Here is a 19,110-nt window from a genome sequence, read left to right on the forward strand (position 1 = left end):
AAAGTTCTTTTATATGGAGTCAAAAAACTATCACGAAGACTTATCGCACATTCGTTCTATGATGGAACGATCTTCAAGATTTATCTCATTAAGCGGATTATCCGGAGTAGTTGCAGGTTTAGCGGCAATATTCGGTGCTGGATATGTCTGTTTCGTTTTTGAAAGAGAGGGGCTTAATTATTTTGATGGTGACAGGATCACTTTCAGTAAAAGTATGGTCAATGAATTGGTTATTACAGGAACTGTGATTTTAATTGTTGCTGTTCTTAGTGGATATTTTTTTACAGCCAATAAAAGTAAAAAGAAAGGTTTGAAGATTTGGGATGCCACAACCAAAAGACTTTTGTTTACCTTTGCAATCCCTTTAGTGACGGGTGGATTTGTATGTTTGGGTTTATTGTACCATCACCTTTTCTCATTGGTTGCTCCCGCTACTTTGATTTTTTACGGATTGGCGTTGGTCAATGCAGAGCGATATACTTTAACGGATGTGAAATATTTAGGATTTTGCCAAATCGGTTTAGGACTTATTTCTTTGTTTTTTTTAGGATGGGGATTGATAGCCTGGACTTTCGGGTTCGGAGTTTTGCATATTGTGTATGGCTTGATCATGCATAAAAAGTATAAATAGTTAGTTAGTTAGTTAGTTAGTTAGTTAGTTAGTTAGTTAGTTAGTGAGTTAGTTAGTTAGTTAGTTAGTTAGTTAGTGAGTTAGTTAGTTAGTTAGTTAGTTAGTTAGTGAGTTAGTTAGTTAGTTAGTTAGTTAGTTAGTTAGTTAGTTAGTAGATTATGGGAATTATTATTTCGTTTAAGGATTTGATTGTTTGGCAAAAGTCACATGCATTTGTTCTGGAGATTTATAGAATAAGTTCAGCATTTCCAAAAGAGGAAACTTATGCCTTGACAAGCCAGTTAAGACGAGCTGCTGTTTCAATTCCGGCTAATATTGCAGAAGGATTTACTAAGAAAACCTTACCAAATAAACTAAATTATATTTCTCATTCTGAAGGCTCATTACAAGAGGTAATATATTATTTAATTTTAGCAAAAGATCTTAATTACATAAATAATATAATCTTTGAAAGTACTCTTAATTCGTGCGAGGAAATTGGAAAATTATTGAATGGATACAACAAAACGATAAAAAATTATCATCAAAATAAGTAAAACTAAAAAACTAAAAAACTAAAAAACTAAAAAACTTTTTTAACTAAGATACTGTAAGCAATGATCAACATCAGTCAACTCAACAAAGAATTCGAAAGCCGTGTAAGATTGGGCATTATGTCCGTTCTTATGGTGAACGATTGGGTTGATTTTTCTGAAATGAAAAACCTTCTTGAAATTACAGACGGAAATATGGCGAGTCACAGCAACGCTTTAGAAAAAGCCAATTATATCGAAGTGAAAAAAGAATTTGTTGGTAAAAAACCTAAAACTTCATACCGTGTAACGCAATCGGGAAGAATCGCATTTACCGAACATCTTGATGCGTTAGAAAAATTAATAGGCAGATAAAGTCTATATTTTTTTGAAAATCAACTTTGAAATACAAAGTACTTTAAATAAATAAAATTAAAAATGTTATGATGACACAAAAACAAAAAACAGCAATGATCTATTCTGTACCTGCTCTAATATTGGGTGTTGCGGTACTTGTAAATCTATTTTCTAAAGAATTCAACTGGTCTTCCTCCGATTTTCTTATTGCAGGAATACTTTTATTCGGTACTGCTCTTATCATCGATTTGATTCGTAGAATTATTAAAAACAGAACCTACAAAATACTCCTATGTATTGTGGTTTTGTTTGTACTGATTCTTACTTGGGTAGAGCTTGCAGTAGGGCTTTTCGGGACACCTTTTGCCGGAAGTTAATTTGATTTTTTAAAATAATGACTAGGAAAAAATTTCTAAAAAGACTTTTGCAACTTTCAGCAGTTGGAGCTTTACCTTTTCTTTATTCTTGGCAGATTGAACCGTTTTGGGTAGAATTTGTAGAACGGAAACTTCCCATTAAAAATTTACCTGAAGAATTAGAAGGAAAAATTTTGATGCAAATTTCAGATTTACACGTCGGAAATAGATTCGATTGGAATTTTTTGATTGAATCTTTCCAGAAAGCACAAGATTTCAATCCTGATTTTGTGGTGTACACGGGAGATTATGTAAATCATGGAACGCCGGAAGATCATAAAAACTTGAAAAAGGTCATGGAAAAAGCGGTTTATGGAAAACTGGGAACTTTTGGAATTCTTGGAAATCACGATTATGGAAAAAACTGGAAAGATTTGGGTTCTTCAGAAGAGATTTATCGCATTCTTCAAAACAATGGCGTTACCATGCTTAAAAATGAGCAAACAGAATCTCATGGTTTAAATATTATTGGTTTAGATGATTTGTGGTCGCCCAATTTTGATCCGATGAAAGTGATGAAAGATTATAATCCTGAAAAAGCAAATCTTGTACTTTGTCATAATCCTGATGTCTGCGACAAAGATGTCTGGAACGGTTATCAAGGCTGGATTTTAAGCGGACATACTCACGGTGGACAATGCAGAATTCCGGGGATCATTACGCCAATTCTTCCGGTAGAAAACAGAAAGTATGTTTCCGGAGAAATTGATTTAAAAGACGGAAGAATGTTGTACATCAACCGCGCTTTAGGACATTCTTATCAGGTACGGTTTATGGTGCGACCGGAAATAACGGTTTTTAAGCTTGAACGTGATGGAAAAGTATAAAATCAACAACGTCGCATTAATTTATTTCTGTATCAGTTGGCTGATTGGAATTATAATTATTTTATTGATGATTCTCGAAACACAGGGCGAACTTTTATATGGTTTATTGTTTTTGTCAGCATTCAATTTAATTATCAATCTCTTTTCAATACTGCTTCTCTTCGTTTTGTATTATGTATTTCCAGAGAATAAAACTGAATTTAAAAACTCAGCGTTTATGCTGTTTTTCAATTTCCCGATGCTGATTCTGCTTTATATACTTTTAATATATAACCTATGAAAGATTCAACGATTATTAATATAGGAAAATATACTTTTTTATTTTTCTTAATTCTTGGAAACATCTGTCTTTTTGGATATATGATTTCTAAAAATGATGAATTTGCAGCAGGGGGGTATTTCCTTATAATTTTTGGAATAATCATTAATTTATTGATGATATTAGGCTTGATTACTTATGGTTTGATTAACAAAACTCAACTTAAAATTTGTATGAAAGCATCATTAATCATTTGCATCAATATTCCCATTGCAATTCTTTATTTCTATTTAGGAGTTTATTTAATGGGATTTTAATTGCTTAATAATTACAATATGAGTTCATCAAATCTTACAAAATCCCAAATCAAAGAATGGTGGAGTGATAAAAGATATCTTTATAATCTGGGATTGATTTTATCTGGAATTATCGCATTTATTCTTTATGTCATTGTTGGAGTAAATTTTATAATGCCTTACGATGAAGAGTTTGAAATTACATTATTTACTATTGCTTTTCAAGGAATAGGATATTTAATAATGATTGTTTTTGCCAATTTATTTTATTCTTTAGGTGTTACTGAAGATCTTAATCACAACAAAGAAAATACCGATGACTTTCGAAAAAATCTATTCAATCTTGGCTTCTGGTTTTCCGTTTCATTACCATTTTTAGCTCCACTCTGGCTTCTCATCTCCTACTTTTTAAACTTTCATTAAATACGAAATAAGCTATGAAAAAAATACGTGTCAAATTCCTCCTTTTCGTTTACGACAAAACACAAAAACTGTACAGGAAATATTTCAAAAAGAAAAAAAGACAATGGCAGTTTAATGAAAAGCAATTGCTTGAATTTCACAAAGATTCTTTAGGCAGAAAACTCGGCGAATTTTATAAAAAGCACGGTTTTACGATGATTCCGAAAATGGAAAACCACGATGTGCATCATTTATTAACAGGTTGCGGAACCCAATTCGAAGACGAAATCGCCATGCAATTTTTGCTTCTTGGAAACGGAAAACTCAATGCCCATCTTTTGGCAGCGATTGTTTTAGGAAGCATTATCCTTCCGGAATATTATAAAATGTATCGTAATGCTTATGAAAAAGGAAGAAATATGAGAGCATTTCACCACATCGATTTTGAATCTTTATTGTGGCAGAATTTCGAAAACATCCAGGATTTTTTCAAGCAAAAAGAAACACCTGTTCTCTATTAACCTTAGTCTCAACCTCAACCTCAACCTTAAACTCAACCTCATGAAAACACATCACTATATATTTCTTAGCACCATCGCATTTATCGTTTTGTTTTATAACGAAGATGTAGGCTTAAATCTTGGTATTTTAGGCGTTTTATACTCAGTTTTAACGCTTATTAAAACCCCGGAAAGAAACCGCAGCAGAGTATTTTTCCTGCTTTTTGCAACAAGTATTCTGTCAAGCTTTGCTTTTGCATGGTTTGGCGATATAAGCTCGTTTCTGGCATTGGTAGTTTCACTTTTGCTGCTTTCTTTCCGGTCAAAAAACAGAAGAATGAAAAGCCTTTTTCTTGTTCCGGTTTTTGTGATCAATTTTTTTACATTTATTTGCAGGGTTTTTAGTTTTGGCGAATGGATGCCTAAAAAAAATATTCCGAATCTGTTTCAGAAAATATTTGCTTTCGTTATTGTTCCTCTTGTTTTTGTGTTGATATTTTTCGGGATTTATGCCGGAGTGAGCGACCATTTTGCAGGGATTTTTAATGAATATGAGTTCGATTTTGACTTTTGGCAGATTGTTCGCCTAAGTATTTTTGGATTTTTCATTGCTTTTAATTTTTGGAATTTTGTAGTTGAAAAGTTTCTTTATAAACAGCATCATTTTCTGGATAACAATTTTCAGGAAAGTGAACAAACTCCGAAATCAACTTTTTCTTTTCTTGATCTCGATATAGAAAGAATGAGCGGGGTGATCTCTTTGATATTACTAAATATTCTGCTTGTTTTCTTTATTGTAGCTTACAATTACGAACAGTTTTATGAAGTGACAAAAACTCCGAATCAACTCTCTGAAGAAACGCACGAAAGAGTAAATTCAATCATACTTTCTATTATTCTAGTCATTTTGGTGATGATGTTTTTCTTTAAATCGGCCTTTAATTTTGATTCTAAAGCTGGTTTATTAAGATTGCTTGCCAAAGTTTGGTTATTCTTAAATGCCGTTTTAATTTTTTCTGCGATGGTGACCAATACAGAATATATTACAAGCTACGGTTTTACCTACAAAAGACTCGGTGTTTATGCTTTTCTTCTTTTATCGTTAATAGGCTTGATTCTTACCTTTTACAAAATTCAGTTTAGAAAGAAAAATGCATTTCTTTTCAACTCGATGAGCTGGTGTTTTTATGGAATGGTTTTAGTATGCAGTTTTATTAATTGGGGCGGCATCATAACTTCTCAAAATATGAAACGTCCCGATTTTGTGGTCGATTATCATATCAACTCAATCAATTTTAATGAAAAATATCTTTTAAAATATGCTGAGGAGAAAAAAGATATTGACCTTAAAAAAAGGGTTTTAGAAAAAGCTAAGCTAGGAATTTCGCCCACGTTTTTATCTAAAATTTTTTATTATGAAACTATTCAAAAATAAATTGTTATGAAAAATTCAGTTTTATTACTAAGTTTTTTGCTGATTGTCTCCTGCAAAAAATCGGTTCCTTCAGAAGAAAAGAAGACAGATTCTGTTATCGTTTCTGAGCAATCTGAAAATACTTTGCCATTAGATTCTGCTAACTCGAAAATAAATAAAGACACTTTACAATCTTTGAGGGTAAAATCAGATGATCATTTAAATGAAAAAACTGGAGAAATTACCAAATTAATCGATGGCGAAAAACTTCCAAGTACATTAGAATGTGAGTTTACAGATAAGATTCAGAAAGTGGTTGTGAGAATAACAAATTATAAGAAAGACCAACTGAAAGCCGACATTATTCCAGAAAACAATAATATGAACATTCGTTTTAACCAAATTAAAACACCAGACGGAAAGTACGACGGACCTTTTGGAAGAGAAATTTCTTATAAAATTTCAGGAAAGGGCGAAGTTTGGCTTATCATCGGTAAAAATCTAATGGCAGAAGGCGATAATGTAGGTCGTTTTTCTGTAAGAATAGAGTAGATTTGGTACAATTTATGCAAATGTTATTTTCAAATTTTTAATATTATGAAAAAGATATTTTCATTAGCAATAGTATCATCCATCGCTTTGGCGAGCTGTGGTGCGGTACAGTCGATTGTACAAAATACGTTTCCGTATACAACCAATGTTTTGGTATCTACGGGAGTACCTGCAGATAAAGAAGTTTCTTCTACTGCAACGGCATCAAACGTGCAGACTTGGGTAGGCGGAAACAACAACGCGCAAATTAAAGATGTAAGAATTTCTGATGCTAAAATTTCTGTAGCTTCACCAAGTGGCGGTAATTTAAGCGCTTTAAAATCTGTGAAAATCTATATTTCTTCAAACGGAACCGGAGAAAAATTAGTAGCTTCCCGATCTGCTATTGATACCAATTCTTCAAGTTTAAATTTAGATTTAAATAATGATACAGGTTTTCTGGATTCTGTAGTGAAAAGTTCTGGTTTAACGGTAAGAACGGTTTACGAACTTAAAAACCAGACAAGCTCTGATATGAACCTAAAAGTTGCGCTAAACTTCAGCAGTGTTCCGGTAAGATAAAAGTTTTTAACATAAACACCAAAAGCTTTCTTAGATTATAAGAAAGCTTTTGTCATATAAAGAATTTGTGTTACCTGATTTTGTAAATAGAGAGTTCTGCTGACTTATCTGTAATAGCTCCCAAATTAAGCCCACCTTGTACCAAACCAAATCGCAGCCTATCTCCTGCATTAAGTTTGTAGATGTGGCTTATTTGTCCTTGGGTAAGAGTTATATTAATTACAACAAGGTTAAGTAGGGCAACTGCAGATAAATCTAATAAATTAACACCTCCAAACCCTCTGTAATCTAAAAGTGTATTTACTGCTGTACCTCCTGTTCCTACAGATTTTACAATAGCAATTCCTGGAGGATTGTTGGCCAAAAGCTGTGCTGAAATTCCCTGCCCGGTTCTAAAGCTGTAATCAATATGATAAAGACCGGTAGAAGGTACCACGTATTCATTGTTTATAATTTGAGAAGATGCAATTTCTGTGGTTACTGTGCCTCCTACAGTGCTTAAAGGAAGGTAATTAAAAGTACTGGTAAACAAACCAAGACTGATATTGACAAGAGAAAGATTGCCTGCAAATTTTGCTGCATAAGCACTTTTAGACATTCCTAAATCATTTGTTAGAATTTTATTCCAGATTCCCTGAGTACTGTTGGGATGAGTGTAGTATGCATCATATATAAAGAATCCTGTACTGCCTACATCCTGAGTTTTTGGGTCGGTAGTTGCGTTAGGGCTGTTTACAGGGCTTGTTACATAAACAATGGCTCCGTTTTGAGCTTGTGTGTAAGCTGCTTCTTTTAATCTAAGGGAATCTCCGGAAATTCTTGGAGGAATTATACCGTCTGCAAAAGTAAGCTCGGCTCTCTTTTGAACATGCAATGTCGATTTGGGATTATTGGTATTAATACCCACTTGCGCGTTTACATTGTAGCTCAATATAAACAGCACCACTATAATGTAGCAGTTTTTCATAGTTATTTAGTTTTGGTTACCTTAAAGGTAAATAAAAAAAATACTACAAATTCAAAAAAAACAACTTTTAATGTTAATTTTTAAACATATCCGTATTTTTACGGTGTTTAATTAGGTTTAATTACGGTTTTTATTGTTGATTTTATATATTTGTTCTATTGAGCGGTAGTAATTCGTTAGAAATCAACAATTATTATAGGTTGTTAAATTGCTATTGTTTTGTAAGACTGTCCATTACAATCGTTACAGGTCCGTCATTTATTAACGAAACTTTCATGTCGGCACCGAAAATACCGCTTTCAATTCTTAAATCCGATTTTGAAAGTTCTTCCTTGAAATATTCAAAAAGATGAATTGCTTTGTCTGGTTTTGCTGCTTTTATAAATGATGGACGATTACCTTTTTTGTAGTCTGCAATTAAAGTAAATTGGCTGATGCACAAAATCTCTCCATTGATATCTTTAATAGATAAATTAAGTTTGTCGTTTTCATCACCAAAAATTCTTAGGTTTAAAATTTTCTGTACAAGCCAGTCTGCATCTGCTTTTTCATCGTTTTCGTCAATCCCGATCAGAAGCATAAAACCGGTGTTTATTTCTCCAACAATATTTCCGTCTACTTTTACAGAGGCTTCAGAGACTCTTTGTATAACTGCTTTCATTAATTATATAAACTTAAATTTTTTGTTGCAGCGTCATAGTTCCAAAAATAAGTTTTGGGAGGAAGATTGGCTACAGCAGTTGGTTGTCCGGTTATTAAAATCCATGTTGCGTTATCTTTTGGGCAAAAAATACTTGTACCGTTTTTTATCTCCAAAGTGGTGTTGGTATCTGGACAAAGATGAGGTGCATTTCTATCATAAACTTTGAACGTAGCCGGGTTGTCAACGGTTCTCACAACGATTAATCCTCTTGTTCCGGATTGCTGTTCGTCGATGTAAATTGGCTGCCCCACAAAGTTGAGGTTGTTGTAAGCTGCAAGGTTCAGGTTTAAATTTACATTGATTGTAGAATTAGGAAAACAACTTACAGTATCTTCACGACTGCTGCAAGAATTTATATTTAAAAAACTGAATATCAGAAAGGTGAGAATTGCGGCAATTGAAAAAGTTTTTTTCATTTGAATATAAATTTTTATATATTTGTAAAACAATAACGATTAATAAACAAAAACATTGTCCGGCAAATGTCGGATAATTTTTTTTATACTAAAACTAAAATAAAATATTATGGCAAGCTATGTAACCAAGGAAGGTTTAGATAAAATGAAAGCCGAGCTTGAACAATTGGAAAAAATAGAGAGACCAAAAATCACTCAACAGATAGCAGAAGCAAGAGATAAAGGTGACTTGTCTGAAAACGCAGAATATGATGCAGCCAAAGAAGCACAAGGAATGTTGGAAATGAGAATTTCTAAACTAAAAGACGTTGTGACTACTTCTAAAATAATTGATGAAACACAATTGGATACTTCTAAAGTTTCAATTCTTACAACCGTAAAACTTTTAAATAACGATACGAAAAAAGAGCAGGTTTTCACTTTGGTTCCGGATAATGAAAGTGATTTGAAGACAGGTAAAATTTCGGTAAACACACCTATTGCAAAAGGTTTATTGGGTAAGGTAGTTGGCGAAACTGCAGAGATTGTTCTTCCAAACGGAAATAAATTATCTTTTCAGGTTTTAGATATAACTTTGTAAACTGAATTTAAATTTTAAATATGAGTTCAATTTTCACAAAAATCATCAACGGAGAAATTCCTGCTTACAAAATTGCAGAAGATGAAAACTTTGTAGCATTTCTGGATGCAATGCCCTTGGTAAAAGGTCACACTTTGGTTATTCCTAAAAAAGAAGTAGATCTTATTTTTGACATGGAAAGCGAAGAGTACAAAAATCTTTGGGCTTTTGCGCAAACAGTTGCCAAAAAAGTGAAAAATGCAATCCCATGTATAAGAGTAGGGGTTGCGGTTGTAGGATTAGAAGTTCCTCATGCTCATATTCATTTGATTCCATTAAATAAAATGGAGGATATGAATTTCAGAAACGAAAGACTGAAACTTTCTGCGGAAGAATATTCCGAAATTCAAAATTCAATAATTAATTCTTAACAATATAGAAGGTCGTAAAAAAGAAATTTTTTACGATTTTCTTTAATAATATACTTTATATAGAGATGAATTCAAACCAATGTTCTTTCTGTGGTAAGAAAAGAAATGAAGTACAAATGCTGATTTCTGGGCAGAATGGTTTTATTTGTGAAAACTGCATTGAGCAGGCGCATTCAATTGTGAAAGATACGGTTTCGCCAGCGGGATTTTCACCAGCTGAGTCTATTGATGAGCTTAAAAAGCCAAAAGAAATAAAAGAATTTCTAAATCAGTATGTAATCGGGCAGGATCAGGCAAAAAAGCAGCTTTCAATTGCAGTATATAATCATTATAAAAGATTGCTGCATGCAAAAGATGAAAACAGAGAAGTAGAGCTTGAAAAATCAAACATCATCATGATCGGCGAAACTGGAACGGGAAAAACACTTTTGGCTAAAACCATTGCTAAAGAGCTTAATGTTCCTTTCTGTATTGTAGATGCAACGATTTTAACAGAAGCAGGATATGTGGGGGAAGATGTTGAAAGTATTCTTTCGAGACTTTTAATGGTTGCAGACTACGATGTAGAAAAAGCAGAAAAAGGAATTGTTTTTATTGATGAGATTGATAAAATTGCCAGAAAATCTGATAATCCGAGTATTACTAGAGATGTTTCGGGTGAAGGTGTTCAGCAGGGTTTATTGAAACTTTTGGAAGGAAGTATTGTGAATGTTCCGCCACAAGGTGGAAGAAAACATCCTGATCAAAAATATATTCAGGTAAATACTCAAAATATATTATTTATTGCAGGTGGTGCTTTTGACGGAATTAAAGAAATCATCGAGAGAAGAATGAATAAGCAGGCGATTGGTTTCAGTGCTGAAAAAATTAATAAAGTAGAAGAAGACGAGTATATATTAACAAATATTAATGCTATTGATCTTCGTTCATTCGGATTAATTCCCGAACTTTTAGGAAGATTTCCAATTATCACTTATCTCGAAAAGCTAACTAAAGAGACGATGATAAGAATCATGAAAGAGCCTAAAAATTCTATTATCAATCAATTTGTAGAGCTTTTTAAAATGGACGGAACGAAATTGGTGTTCACAGATGAGGCTATAGAAATGATTGTTGACGAAACTATGGAGAAAGGTTTGGGCGCTAGAGGCTTACGTGGAACTACAGAAAAAGTGCTAGAAGACTACATGTTTACGGTGGGAGAGCATGATGAAATTGTACTAACAAAAGATAATATTTTGATTATTAAGTGATTTTGTTCTTTTTTTGAAAAAAAGTCTTATCTTTACAGCGAATATTTTTTTTGACACAAAAAAAACAGTATACGACAATGAAAAAAAATTTATTAACTATCGGTGTTTTAGCGATCGGTTTATCTGTTCAGGCGCAGGTACTACTTCACGTAGACGATACAGCTAAAATGTATGTGAGTAACGGAACTCTCGTTTATAACGGTGGAGGTCTGCAAACAAGAGGAACCGGCAATGTTGATTTGCACGGTAATATGATGGTTGTAGGCAGTGGTTCTGATGTGGTGAAAACCATTAACACGGATGCATCCAATAAAGCGGATGGATCTAATATTATTGTAAGAATTAACGATACTGCCAATCCGGTTAGCTCTTCCTACGGTCAATTATATATTAAAGGTATTGCACAAGGTAATATTACTGGTGTAGTTGATAAGGAATATGCTTGTACAAAGCATGGTGCTTATCAGCAGATAGGTATTCCTTTTATGGGGAAAACATTCTCTAGTCTTAGTACTGATCTGGCTGGGAATTTTAATAATTCCAGATGGCAGGGGAGAGAAATTCTTAAATGGAGTAATGCCGATCGAAGATTTGACGGTTCTATAATTCCATCTGCACCAATTACAAGTGCTTCTACAGCAGGTATTACAATAGATGTTAATTCTGCTGTTACTACTGTAAGCGACAGAACAGCTTATTACACATTGGGTACAGCAACTATGAATCCGGCTACTTTACATACGATAAAAGGAACTCCTTATGCGGACGGAATAAGCGGTGGTAATACGATGTCTTTATCTCCTTCTTCAGTTCCTGCAACATTTGGAGCAGGTGGTAACAACAGGAATATTTATCAAGAAAAGTATAATACATATATTTATGATCCTTTTGATAATGCCATTCCTTGGAATACTACAACAACTACTTTTGGTCGGTTTTTTTATCAGTTTTCTAATCCTTATTTAACCAATATTGATTTGTCTATGATTGGGATTACTGAGGCGGGAGCTGTTAATGATAATAATGCGTTTGCTAATATATGGGGGGTTGCGATTGATCCGCAAAATGTAACCTATAATACGACAACAGGGGGGACGTCTTCTTATGCTGGTTCTCAGATGGTAACCTTTGATTCTAACCAGAGACCAACGGGGAATATTACTGCTTTAATTGTAAAACCTTTAGGGACATTCAAAATTAAATTAAGAAATTCTACTCCTCAGCAAATGGATTTTGATAATCTTAGAAGATTTAGTTCTATTCCAAGAGCAGAGGGAACTTCTTATAGTGTTACTGCGGCAAAAAACATTACTACAGGGTCCATTAAACAATTAGGGGTTTTAGCATTGGATGCTAATGGTAATCAGATAGGCGAAACATACTATGTTGTTGCACCACAATTTACTACAGGTAATCTTCCTGATGCTAGCATATCTTCCGTACAGGCAATGACGAATACTTCTGCAATTATTCAGACATTTGAAGAAACGGCTAATGGTGATATTGATCAGAATTATTCTTCTACCTATAGGTTATATATTAATGAAGCGAATGAAGTTGATTATCTAGGTAAAAAAATTAATCTTAGTATTTTTGGGCAAAATATAAGTTCTTTGAAATTTGAAATCAGAGACAATGTAGATTTAGTTCCAAATGGGACGCATGTTTTGTCCGGAGGTACAGGTTTCTATTATACGGTTGCAAATGGGCAAGCTGTACAGATTAAACAAGGTGACATTATTCCGGTAACAAATTCTAGCTATGGTCTTTATTATGGGGCTCCTCAGGTTAATGGAACATTAAATACCAATGATGTTAAACCTCTATCTAGAACATTAGTTGTTTACAATCCAAGTATTGATGATTATATCGTTAGATTTGATCCGTCTTGGAAATCAGCTTCTATTGAAGTTTTTGATGCAAGTGGAAAGCTTGTTATTTCAGAAAAATCTGTGAAAGCAGATGCTGATTATGTAATTAAATTAGATTCTGCAATAAAAGCAGCTTATGTTGTAAAGGTTGTAGGCAATGATGGAAGTACAGTAAACACCAAAATATTAATTAAATAATACCAAGAATATGTTAAGATTTTTTAATAAAAAAATATTTTTAGTACTATTTATATTGGGTGTTAATATTATGAAGGCACAAGATACACCTGGTGCTCCATGTGGTATTCCTGGTTTTCCCCCTTGTGAAAGACCAACTTCCCCAATCGACATGTATGTTTATGTATTAACTATTGCTGCAATTATTGGGATTGTTTATTTTGCAAAAAAATACAAGACTCAAAAAATATAAAAATTATATTAAAATATTTCAAACTCTCTGATTACTCGGAGAGTTTTTTTATTTTTACACTATGAAAAAGATACTTGTATTATCAGGAATGCTGTTAGCATTTTCTATTAAGGCGCAGTTTTCTGTAAATATTCAGTCGCAACCAGATTTTAATGAGCAAGAGGCTGTTTTGTATACATTAAATGGGTCTAAAGATATTATTGTTACCAAAGAAAAAAGTAAAGGAAATGTATGGACTTTCAAATATCCCAAAAATTATTCTGGAATGATGAAAGTGTATTTTCCTAACACCAATAATTCTGTAACTTTTATTTCTGAAAACAAGAATATCAATATTCAACTCGAAACAAAAGCTAATAAAATACAGAATATTATTTATCAGGATGAATCGAATGAGTTGATGAATGCTATTCAGGAATCGTCTCAGAAAAAAGAAATCATTCTTCCTGCGTTAGTTCAGATTAAAGAATATTATAAAGACAATACTGACTTTGGAAAAGCCCTAATTAATGAAATGGGCAAACTTTCTGGTACAAGTAGTGTTGATCAGACGAAGCATCCGTTTGTCTACTATTACAATACCAATTATAATAAATTCCTTTCCAATAATCCTGCTAAAAAAGTTACTCAGGAGGATATTGTTAATTTTATCGACAAATCAAATGATATGTTAGAGAGTTCGTCTCTTTTGCGTCCGATTTTGGTGTCTTATCTTAATGTAGGTGGTAATACGAATGTCAATACTTCTGTTGATACTTTGATCAATAAATTAAATGTTGAAACACCAAGAGGTCAAACTGTACTTTCTGAGCTGATTGATATCTTTGACGTATACGATATGAATGATTTTAAAACAAAATATCTTGCGTTGGCAAAAGGCTTAAAATGTACAATTAATGATCGTTTGGCTTCTACGTTGAAGTCTAATGCTGCAACAGATATAGGGGCTGTTTTTCCGGCATATAAATTCCATTCTGCAGTAAATACCAATGCTAAGTCGATTGCCGATGTAAAGGCTGATAAAAAAGTGATTGTATTTTGGTCTTCAACATGCTCACATTGCGAAAATGAATTACCACAGCTTTTAACCAAATACAAAGATTTACAAGCAAAAGATGTTCAGATAATCGGTCTGTCTCTTGATGTTGATAAAAATGCTTATACAACTAAAATTGCTGCATTTCCTTGGATCAATGATTCAGAATTGAGAGGTTGGAACAGTTCTTTTGCTGAAATTTATAATATTCATGCAACACCAACGTATTTTATTTTAGATGCTAACAATAAGATTATCAGCAAGCCCAATCATGTTGGTGATGTTTTAGAATATTTTAAGTTAAAATAATTTTGGAGGTTAGTAAATATTTTCTATATTTGCACCACCAAAACGGCGAGGTAGCTCAGTTGGTTAGAGCGCAGGATTCATAACCCTGAGGTCACGGGTTCAATTCCCGTCTTCGCTACAATTTTAAACCGCAATCAATGATTGCGGTTTTTTTGTGATTTTTTTGTAAAATTAAAAAGATATAAAACAGAATGGATGGTTCATAATATTATACTCTATAATGAACTAAACTTTTTCTATTGCAAAATGACTCAAGGTCACAAGGAGAAAAAAATCTGTACATGGATTTTAGTAAAAATATTCTTAATCGGTTTTAACCACAATTTTATACTTCCGATTAAAAAATATTTTATAAATTTAGATAAGAATTAGGATCATTAGTTCCAATTGGGGATATTTTTTATATTAAATGATGAAAAGAAAGTTATTTTTTGTTTTTTTATTTTCTAATCTTGTGATTTTATGCGGTGCGCAAGAAGTAAAGTCTTATGCGGTTTTCTTAGATTCTGCGAATAGCATCAAGTATAAAAATGCAGAAAAAGCAACACAGTACATTTTAAAAGCTAAAAAAATCGTTTCTGATGAAAGTCTGGGAGATTTTTATCTTAAGACTATTCAATTTTATATCGATATCAATCATTTTGATGAAGCATTAGAATATTGTACCCAAGCCCATGATATATTTACCGAAAAAAAAGATTTTGAAAAACTAGCAAAAGTGAATAGCTTTTTTGCATTTATTTATGCTCAGCTCAATGATCCTCAAAGAGCGATAAAGTATTATAAAATATCCTTAGGCTTTTACGAAAAGAAAAATGATAAAGCCGGAATGATTAAAGGTTTAAATAACTTAGGCAATGCTTATTTTGCATTAGCTAAATACGATTCATCTCAGTATTACTTCCAGAAAAGTCAGGCTATTTTTAAAAATTATGAAGCGCCAACTTTAAAAGCTTTTGTAATGTCGAATCTTGGTAAGCTTTTCTATAATAAAAAAGAATATTCTCAGGCAGAAAATTATTTACTGGAGGCAAAGAATATTTTAGAGCAAAATAAGATAAGCGATCCTGAAGCAAATTACAATGCCAATTATAATCTTGCGAGTTTTTATATTAAACAAAATAATCCTTCGAAAGCATTATCGTATGCAATAAAGACAGGTGATTTTATTCAAAAAAGTTCTGTAGACTTTAGTAATATAAGATATTTAGATAATTTGTATAATGCCTATCTTCTAAATAATGATTATAAAAATGCAGCAAATACTTTTAAAAAGTATGACTCTATAAGAGATATGATGAATATTGAAGAGAAAGCTGTAAATGTAGAGCGCATAAAAGCCCAGCATGAATATGAATTGAAACAAAAGCTTAATAGTCTTAAGCAAGAGAAAAGAAATTTAGTATATATTATTATATTGGTAGCTTTTCTACTGATTGTTGTTATCTGCATTTTGTATACAATAAACTACAGGAATAAAACTGAAGCACTGAATCTTGAGAAAAAGCTGATTGAAGCCAGAGAAAAAGAGCTGCAGTTTGATAACCATATGAAAGAAAAGCTCTTGGTGTATCAGTCGATGGAACAGCAAAAAGTAGATTCTATTTTTAAATCTATTCTGGAAAAAGTAAATGCATTGAAAACAAAATATCAGCATGCAGAAGAAATTTCAGAGATTATTAATGAAATTAAAATAAGTGTAAAGCCAAATACTTGGGAAGATTTTGAATATCACTTCTTACAAATTCATGAATCTTTTTATAAAAATTTAGAACTAAAACATCCAAGTCTTACCAATTATGATAAAAGATTGGCGGCGATGCTAAAGCTTCGATTATCAACTAAAGAAATTTCAAATTTGTTGAATGTAACTCCTAAGACTATAGAAAATTCGCGTACAAGACTTCGCAAGAAATTGGAATTAACCAACACAAAAGAAGACTTGTCTAAGTATCTTGATGATTTTTAAAATATTGTTATTCAGTTATTTATTTTTAAGTGTGTGGTCTGTGTGTGTGAAATTTTATAGCTATAGGTGGTAACTATGTAACATTTTTTTATTGTACTCTCAAAATACTTTATTCCTTTGTTCAATACAAGAAAATAATAGAGAGATATGAAAAAATTAATTACATTATTATTTACGGGGTTCATGATTTCTGCAACATCTGCACAATGGAATCCTAATACAGATCAAAATTTATCTGTTGTTAATTATGAAAATGCATCTTCATTTGCGTCTACTACTAATGATGGGAAAACTTATATTGCTTTTTGGAAAAAAGTTGCCGCTCCTACAAATTTTGAATTATGGCTACAGATATTAGATCAGAATGGCGATAAACTATTGGGAACTGATGGTATAATGCTTAGCAACCAGATCCCGATGGGAACTTACACAGTAGTAGAAAACACAGCAGTTGATTCCTCTAATAACCTTTATATTGGAGTAACAGGTACAGGGACAGGAACTCCTTTGAGAATTTTTAAAATAAGCCCACAAGGTACATCATTATGGCCTAACGGAATTAATGCAGGTGAAGGATACTCTCCAGAAATTCTTCCTTTATCAAATGGTGATATTGTCGTAGGAAACCTGGCAACAACGCAAGTGCAAATGAGAGTACAGAGATATAACGGATCTGGACAGCCAGTATGGGCAAATCCTATCAGTATTGCATCTGATGATCCAACAAAGACAACTGCACCTGCAGATTTTTTTGAATTACCAAATAATGAGATAGCTCTTTTGTTTCATAAAAAAGTATCATCAGGAACAACAAGTTACCTGTTTGCCCAAAAAATAGATTTTAACGGGAATATTTTATGGTCTGATGGTCCAATACAAGTAAGTACAAAATCACTAGGATACAATGTTAAATATTCAGGAGTTGTAGATGGGGATGTAGTATATTTTGGATATAGCACCGGACAGAATAACAGATTTGACTCTTATTTGCAAAGAATCAATTTTGCAGATGGTAATAAGCCTTGGGGTGTTGATGGGGTAGATTTTGATATCAACCAAACCAATTTTGAAAAGAACATGAGAATAGCTTTTTCATCTGGTTCTCCTTATATTTGGGCTGTATGTAACTATACAACGACTTCACAAGGAATGGGCGGTGAATATGTTCAAAAATTTGATAAGAACACAGGGAGCAGACTTTTTACAGATAATGCTAAACAGGTTTTCCCTATCACAGCTGAATTCATGACGCACAGTGGTGACTTACATTTATCAGATGGGAAACCTTATTTTGTAGTTGAAAAAAGAATTAATACTGCATTATTACCCACTTCTTTAAATGCTGTTTTACTTACTGATAGCGGAGATTTTGCATGGACTCAGCAGTATATTCCTATGGCGACTTTCAATGCAAGTAAATCTTTTCTTACTGTTTTAAAACCGATTAATAATCAAGCAGTAATTGTATTTAATGAGAAAAAAACGGCTGATGCAGTTCCTGCTGTTTATGCACAAAACTTAGTTCTTCCTGCAGCATCATTGGGTACGAGAGATATTGTAAAATCACAATCAATAAAATTATATCCAAATCCTGCTACAGATGTTATCCATTTAGATGGTGCAGATAATTCTAATTTTGTTATTTACAATGCTGTAGGACAATTGGTGAAATCTGGAGAAATTAAAAAAGGAGAAATTGCAGTACAAGAGCTTGTAAAAGGACAATATATATTGAAATTAAAAGGCGAGGATAAAGCAATAAAATTCATCAAGAAATAATTGAAATTAGATAATATTGGTAACTGTATAATTATTAATAATTTACATGTTTAATAACAGGATGATTTCAATCTGTTATTGAAAATTAAAATTTACGATACCATATTCCATTAGACCTAAAGAAATTTAGGTCTTTTTTATGTGAATTTCTTTGCTTTTTATAACTTAAAAAAAAGATCTTTATTCTAATTAGTTTTTTCTAAATTCTTTATTTAAAAATTATACTTTTTCTGCTATTTACACTCTCAAATTCAGTTTTAATTGTTAATGATGCTTCTTTTTGAAGCGTACTCTCTGTAAAATAGAATTTTAGAATGTGTTTTTTTAAAAGAGATCAGTATTTTCATGAAAAGATTTGTGAAAAATAGTTAAAATTTAAAACTTAATATTATTTGCTTGTTTTTTAATTATTTTTTATTTTTCTCAAGTCTTTTTCTTGAAAATACTTTTGTAATCGATTGTTCACGGTATATTTGAAAATCATAATTATGAGAGAAATAAGGATTTAAAAAGTTTCAAATCATAAAATTTTCATAAAAGTTACAGAAAATTAGGGGTTATATTTTGAATTTTAAAAAAAAATCGTAATTTTACAGTGCCTTGAATGAGGGAACAAGTCAAGGTAATAAATTTTTTTTCATCATTTGTGTTTTTAGAATC

Annotated in this window: 22 protein-coding genes and 1 tRNA gene; 20 read left to right on the forward strand and 3 right to left on the reverse strand. The window is 32.3% G+C overall.

Annotation, left to right across the window (positions count from 1 at the left end):
• Positions 1–13: 13 nt before the first annotated feature.
• The 11 genes from OEW74_RS12735 to OEW74_RS12785 all read left to right on the forward strand — a co-directional run bounded on the left by OEW74_RS12735 (position 14) and on the right by OEW74_RS12785 (position 6,727).
• Positions 14–631, forward strand: a complete 618-nt coding sequence (locus OEW74_RS12735; protein ID WP_219242077.1) for a hypothetical protein — start codon at positions 14–16, stop codon at positions 629–631.
• A gap of 158 nt (positions 632–789) precedes the next feature.
• Positions 790–1,167 carry a four helix bundle protein gene (locus tag OEW74_RS12740; protein ID WP_265428831.1) on the forward strand — a complete coding sequence of 126 codons (378 nt, stop codon included), beginning with the start codon at positions 790–792 and terminating at the stop codon, positions 1,165–1,167.
• Between the two features lie 60 nt (positions 1,168–1,227).
• Positions 1,228–1,518, forward strand: coding sequence for a winged helix-turn-helix domain-containing protein (locus OEW74_RS12745; RefSeq protein ID WP_066675991.1), 291 nt, complete (start codon positions 1,228–1,230; stop codon positions 1,516–1,518).
• A gap of 71 nt (positions 1,519–1,589) precedes the next feature.
• Positions 1,590–1,877, forward strand: coding sequence for a hypothetical protein (locus OEW74_RS12750; protein ID WP_265428832.1), 288 nt, complete (start codon positions 1,590–1,592; stop codon positions 1,875–1,877).
• Positions 1,878–1,894: 17 nt separating this feature from the next.
• Positions 1,895–2,743, forward strand: coding sequence for a metallophosphoesterase (locus OEW74_RS12755; RefSeq protein ID WP_265428833.1), 849 nt, complete (start codon positions 1,895–1,897; stop codon positions 2,741–2,743).
• 276 nt (positions 2,744–3,019) lie between these two features.
• On the forward strand, positions 3,020–3,319 hold the full coding sequence (locus OEW74_RS12760) for a hypothetical protein (RefSeq protein WP_265428834.1): 300 nt from the start codon (positions 3,020–3,022) through the stop codon (positions 3,317–3,319).
• Between the two features lie 18 nt (positions 3,320–3,337).
• On the forward strand, positions 3,338–3,721 hold the full coding sequence (locus OEW74_RS12765; RefSeq protein WP_265428835.1) for a hypothetical protein: 384 nt from the start codon (positions 3,338–3,340) through the stop codon (positions 3,719–3,721).
• A 14-nt stretch (positions 3,722–3,735) separates the two neighbouring features.
• Entirely contained in the window at positions 3,736–4,221 is a 486-nt protein-coding gene (locus OEW74_RS12770) for a Coq4 family protein (protein WP_265428836.1), read from the forward strand.
• Between the two features lie 40 nt (positions 4,222–4,261).
• A complete protein-coding gene (locus tag OEW74_RS12775; RefSeq protein WP_265428837.1) occupies positions 4,262–5,635 on the forward strand; it encodes a DUF4153 domain-containing protein in 1,374 nt (457 codons plus the stop codon).
• Between the two features lie 6 nt (positions 5,636–5,641).
• Complete coding sequence (locus OEW74_RS12780; protein ID WP_265428838.1) at positions 5,642–6,166, forward strand: hypothetical protein; 525 nt, start codon at positions 5,642–5,644, stop codon at positions 6,164–6,166.
• A 45-nt stretch (positions 6,167–6,211) separates the two neighbouring features.
• Positions 6,212–6,727, forward strand: a complete 516-nt coding sequence (locus OEW74_RS12785; RefSeq protein WP_265428839.1) for a hypothetical protein — start codon at positions 6,212–6,214, stop codon at positions 6,725–6,727.
• Positions 6,728–6,797: 70 nt separating this feature from the next.
• Here OEW74_RS12785 and OEW74_RS12790 read toward each other — a convergent pair whose 3' ends face one another.
• The 3 genes from OEW74_RS12790 to OEW74_RS12800 form a co-directional block, all read right to left on the reverse strand.
• Complete coding sequence (locus OEW74_RS12790; RefSeq protein WP_265428840.1) at positions 6,798–7,694, reverse strand: hypothetical protein; 897 nt, start codon at positions 7,692–7,694, stop codon at positions 6,798–6,800.
• 211 nt (positions 7,695–7,905) lie between these two features.
• Positions 7,906–8,355: a D-aminoacyl-tRNA deacylase gene (gene dtd, locus OEW74_RS12795; RefSeq protein ID WP_265428841.1), complete on the reverse strand. Its 450-nt coding sequence runs from the start codon at positions 8,353–8,355 to the stop codon at positions 7,906–7,908.
• A complete protein-coding gene (locus OEW74_RS12800; RefSeq protein WP_265428842.1) occupies positions 8,355–8,813 on the reverse strand; it encodes a hypothetical protein in 459 nt (152 codons plus the stop codon). Before OEW74_RS12800 ends, dtd begins: the two co-directional genes overlap by 1 nt.
• A 109-nt stretch (positions 8,814–8,922) precedes the next feature.
• On the opposite strand from OEW74_RS12800, the gene greA reads away from it, so the two are divergent.
• The 9 genes from greA (at position 8,923) to OEW74_RS12845 (ending at position 18,450) form a co-directional block, all read left to right on the forward strand.
• Entirely contained in the window at positions 8,923–9,393 is a 471-nt protein-coding gene (gene greA / locus OEW74_RS12805; RefSeq protein ID WP_265428843.1) for a transcription elongation factor GreA, read from the forward strand.
• Between the two features lie 20 nt (positions 9,394–9,413).
• Positions 9,414–9,803 (forward strand): HIT family protein, encoded by a 390-nt coding sequence (locus OEW74_RS12810; RefSeq protein ID WP_139422210.1) that lies wholly within the window; start codon positions 9,414–9,416, stop codon positions 9,801–9,803.
• Positions 9,804–9,868: 65 nt separating this feature from the next.
• A complete protein-coding gene (clpX, locus tag OEW74_RS12815) occupies positions 9,869–11,056 on the forward strand; it encodes an ATP-dependent Clp protease ATP-binding subunit ClpX (RefSeq protein ID WP_265428844.1) in 1,188 nt (395 codons plus the stop codon).
• A 77-nt stretch (positions 11,057–11,133) separates the two neighbouring features.
• The gene (locus tag OEW74_RS12820) at positions 11,134–13,125 is read left to right on the forward strand and encodes a T9SS type A sorting domain-containing protein (RefSeq protein ID WP_265428845.1); all 1,992 of its coding nucleotides are present in this window, start codon (positions 11,134–11,136) and stop codon (positions 13,123–13,125) included.
• A gap of 70 nt (positions 13,126–13,195) precedes the next feature.
• Positions 13,196–13,357, forward strand: a complete 162-nt coding sequence (locus OEW74_RS12825; protein WP_265428846.1) for a hypothetical protein — start codon at positions 13,196–13,198, stop codon at positions 13,355–13,357.
• Positions 13,358–13,418: 61 nt separating this feature from the next.
• Positions 13,419–14,702: a TlpA family protein disulfide reductase gene (locus OEW74_RS12830; protein WP_265428847.1), complete on the forward strand. Its 1,284-nt coding sequence runs from the start codon at positions 13,419–13,421 to the stop codon at positions 14,700–14,702.
• Between the two features lie 44 nt (positions 14,703–14,746).
• Positions 14,747–14,820: transfer RNA gene (locus OEW74_RS12835), tRNA-Met, on the forward strand.
• A 294-nt stretch (positions 14,821–15,114) separates the two neighbouring features.
• Entirely contained in the window at positions 15,115–16,671 is a 1,557-nt protein-coding gene (locus OEW74_RS12840; protein WP_265428848.1) for a tetratricopeptide repeat protein, read from the forward strand.
• 147 nt (positions 16,672–16,818) lie between these two features.
• Positions 16,819–18,450, forward strand: a complete 1,632-nt coding sequence (locus tag OEW74_RS12845) for a T9SS type A sorting domain-containing protein (RefSeq protein WP_265428849.1) — start codon at positions 16,819–16,821, stop codon at positions 18,448–18,450.
• Positions 18,451–19,110 lie beyond the last annotated feature (660 nt).

The sequence above is a fragment of the Chryseobacterium sp. YIM B08800 genome (assembly GCF_026163565.1).
Taxonomy (GTDB): Bacteria; Bacteroidota; Bacteroidia; order Flavobacteriales; family Weeksellaceae; genus Chryseobacterium.

Bases quoted from the DNA above. Each gene is read 5' to 3' on its own strand.
- OEW74_RS12765 (WP_265428835.1), top strand. From the start codon at position 3,338: ATGAGTTCATCAAATCTTACAAAATCCCAAATCAAAGAATGGTGGAGT.
- OEW74_RS12820 (WP_265428845.1), top strand. From the start codon at position 11,134: ATGAAAAAAAATTTATTAACTATCGGTGTTTTAGCGATCGGTTTATCT.
- clpX (WP_265428844.1), top strand. From the start codon at position 9,869: ATGAATTCAAACCAATGTTCTTTCTGTGGTAAGAAAAGAAATGAAGTA.
- OEW74_RS12810 (WP_139422210.1), top strand. From the start codon at position 9,414: ATGAGTTCAATTTTCACAAAAATCATCAACGGAGAAATTCCTGCTTAC.
- OEW74_RS12760 (WP_265428834.1), top strand. From the start codon at position 3,020: ATGAAAGATTCAACGATTATTAATATAGGAAAATATACTTTTTTATTT.
- OEW74_RS12845 (WP_265428849.1), top strand. From the start codon at position 16,819: ATGAAAAAATTAATTACATTATTATTTACGGGGTTCATGATTTCTGCA.
- OEW74_RS12740 (WP_265428831.1), top strand. From the start codon at position 790: ATGGGAATTATTATTTCGTTTAAGGATTTGATTGTTTGGCAAAAGTCA.
- dtd (WP_265428841.1), bottom strand. From the start codon at position 8,355: ATGAAAGCAGTTATACAAAGAGTCTCTGAAGCCTCTGTAAAAGTAGAC.
- OEW74_RS12800 (WP_265428842.1), bottom strand. From the start codon at position 8,813: ATGAAAAAAACTTTTTCAATTGCCGCAATTCTCACCTTTCTGATATTC.
- OEW74_RS12775 (WP_265428837.1), top strand. From the start codon at position 4,262: ATGAAAACACATCACTATATATTTCTTAGCACCATCGCATTTATCGTT.
- OEW74_RS12780 (WP_265428838.1), top strand. From the start codon at position 5,642: ATGAAAAATTCAGTTTTATTACTAAGTTTTTTGCTGATTGTCTCCTGC.
- OEW74_RS12830 (WP_265428847.1), top strand. From the start codon at position 13,419: ATGAAAAAGATACTTGTATTATCAGGAATGCTGTTAGCATTTTCTATT.
- greA (WP_265428843.1), top strand. From the start codon at position 8,923: ATGGCAAGCTATGTAACCAAGGAAGGTTTAGATAAAATGAAAGCCGAG.
- OEW74_RS12785 (WP_265428839.1), top strand. From the start codon at position 6,212: ATGAAAAAGATATTTTCATTAGCAATAGTATCATCCATCGCTTTGGCG.
- OEW74_RS12825 (WP_265428846.1), top strand. From the start codon at position 13,196: ATGAAGGCACAAGATACACCTGGTGCTCCATGTGGTATTCCTGGTTTT.
- OEW74_RS12735 (WP_219242077.1), top strand. From the start codon at position 14: ATGGAGTCAAAAAACTATCACGAAGACTTATCGCACATTCGTTCTATG.
- OEW74_RS12770 (WP_265428836.1), top strand. From the start codon at position 3,736: ATGAAAAAAATACGTGTCAAATTCCTCCTTTTCGTTTACGACAAAACA.
- OEW74_RS12750 (WP_265428832.1), top strand. From the start codon at position 1,590: ATGACACAAAAACAAAAAACAGCAATGATCTATTCTGTACCTGCTCTA.
- OEW74_RS12840 (WP_265428848.1), top strand. From the start codon at position 15,115: ATGAAAAGAAAGTTATTTTTTGTTTTTTTATTTTCTAATCTTGTGATT.
- OEW74_RS12755 (WP_265428833.1), top strand. From the start codon at position 1,895: ATGACTAGGAAAAAATTTCTAAAAAGACTTTTGCAACTTTCAGCAGTT.
- OEW74_RS12790 (WP_265428840.1), bottom strand. From the start codon at position 7,694: ATGAAAAACTGCTACATTATAGTGGTGCTGTTTATATTGAGCTACAAT.
- OEW74_RS12745 (WP_066675991.1), top strand. From the start codon at position 1,228: ATGATCAACATCAGTCAACTCAACAAAGAATTCGAAAGCCGTGTAAGA.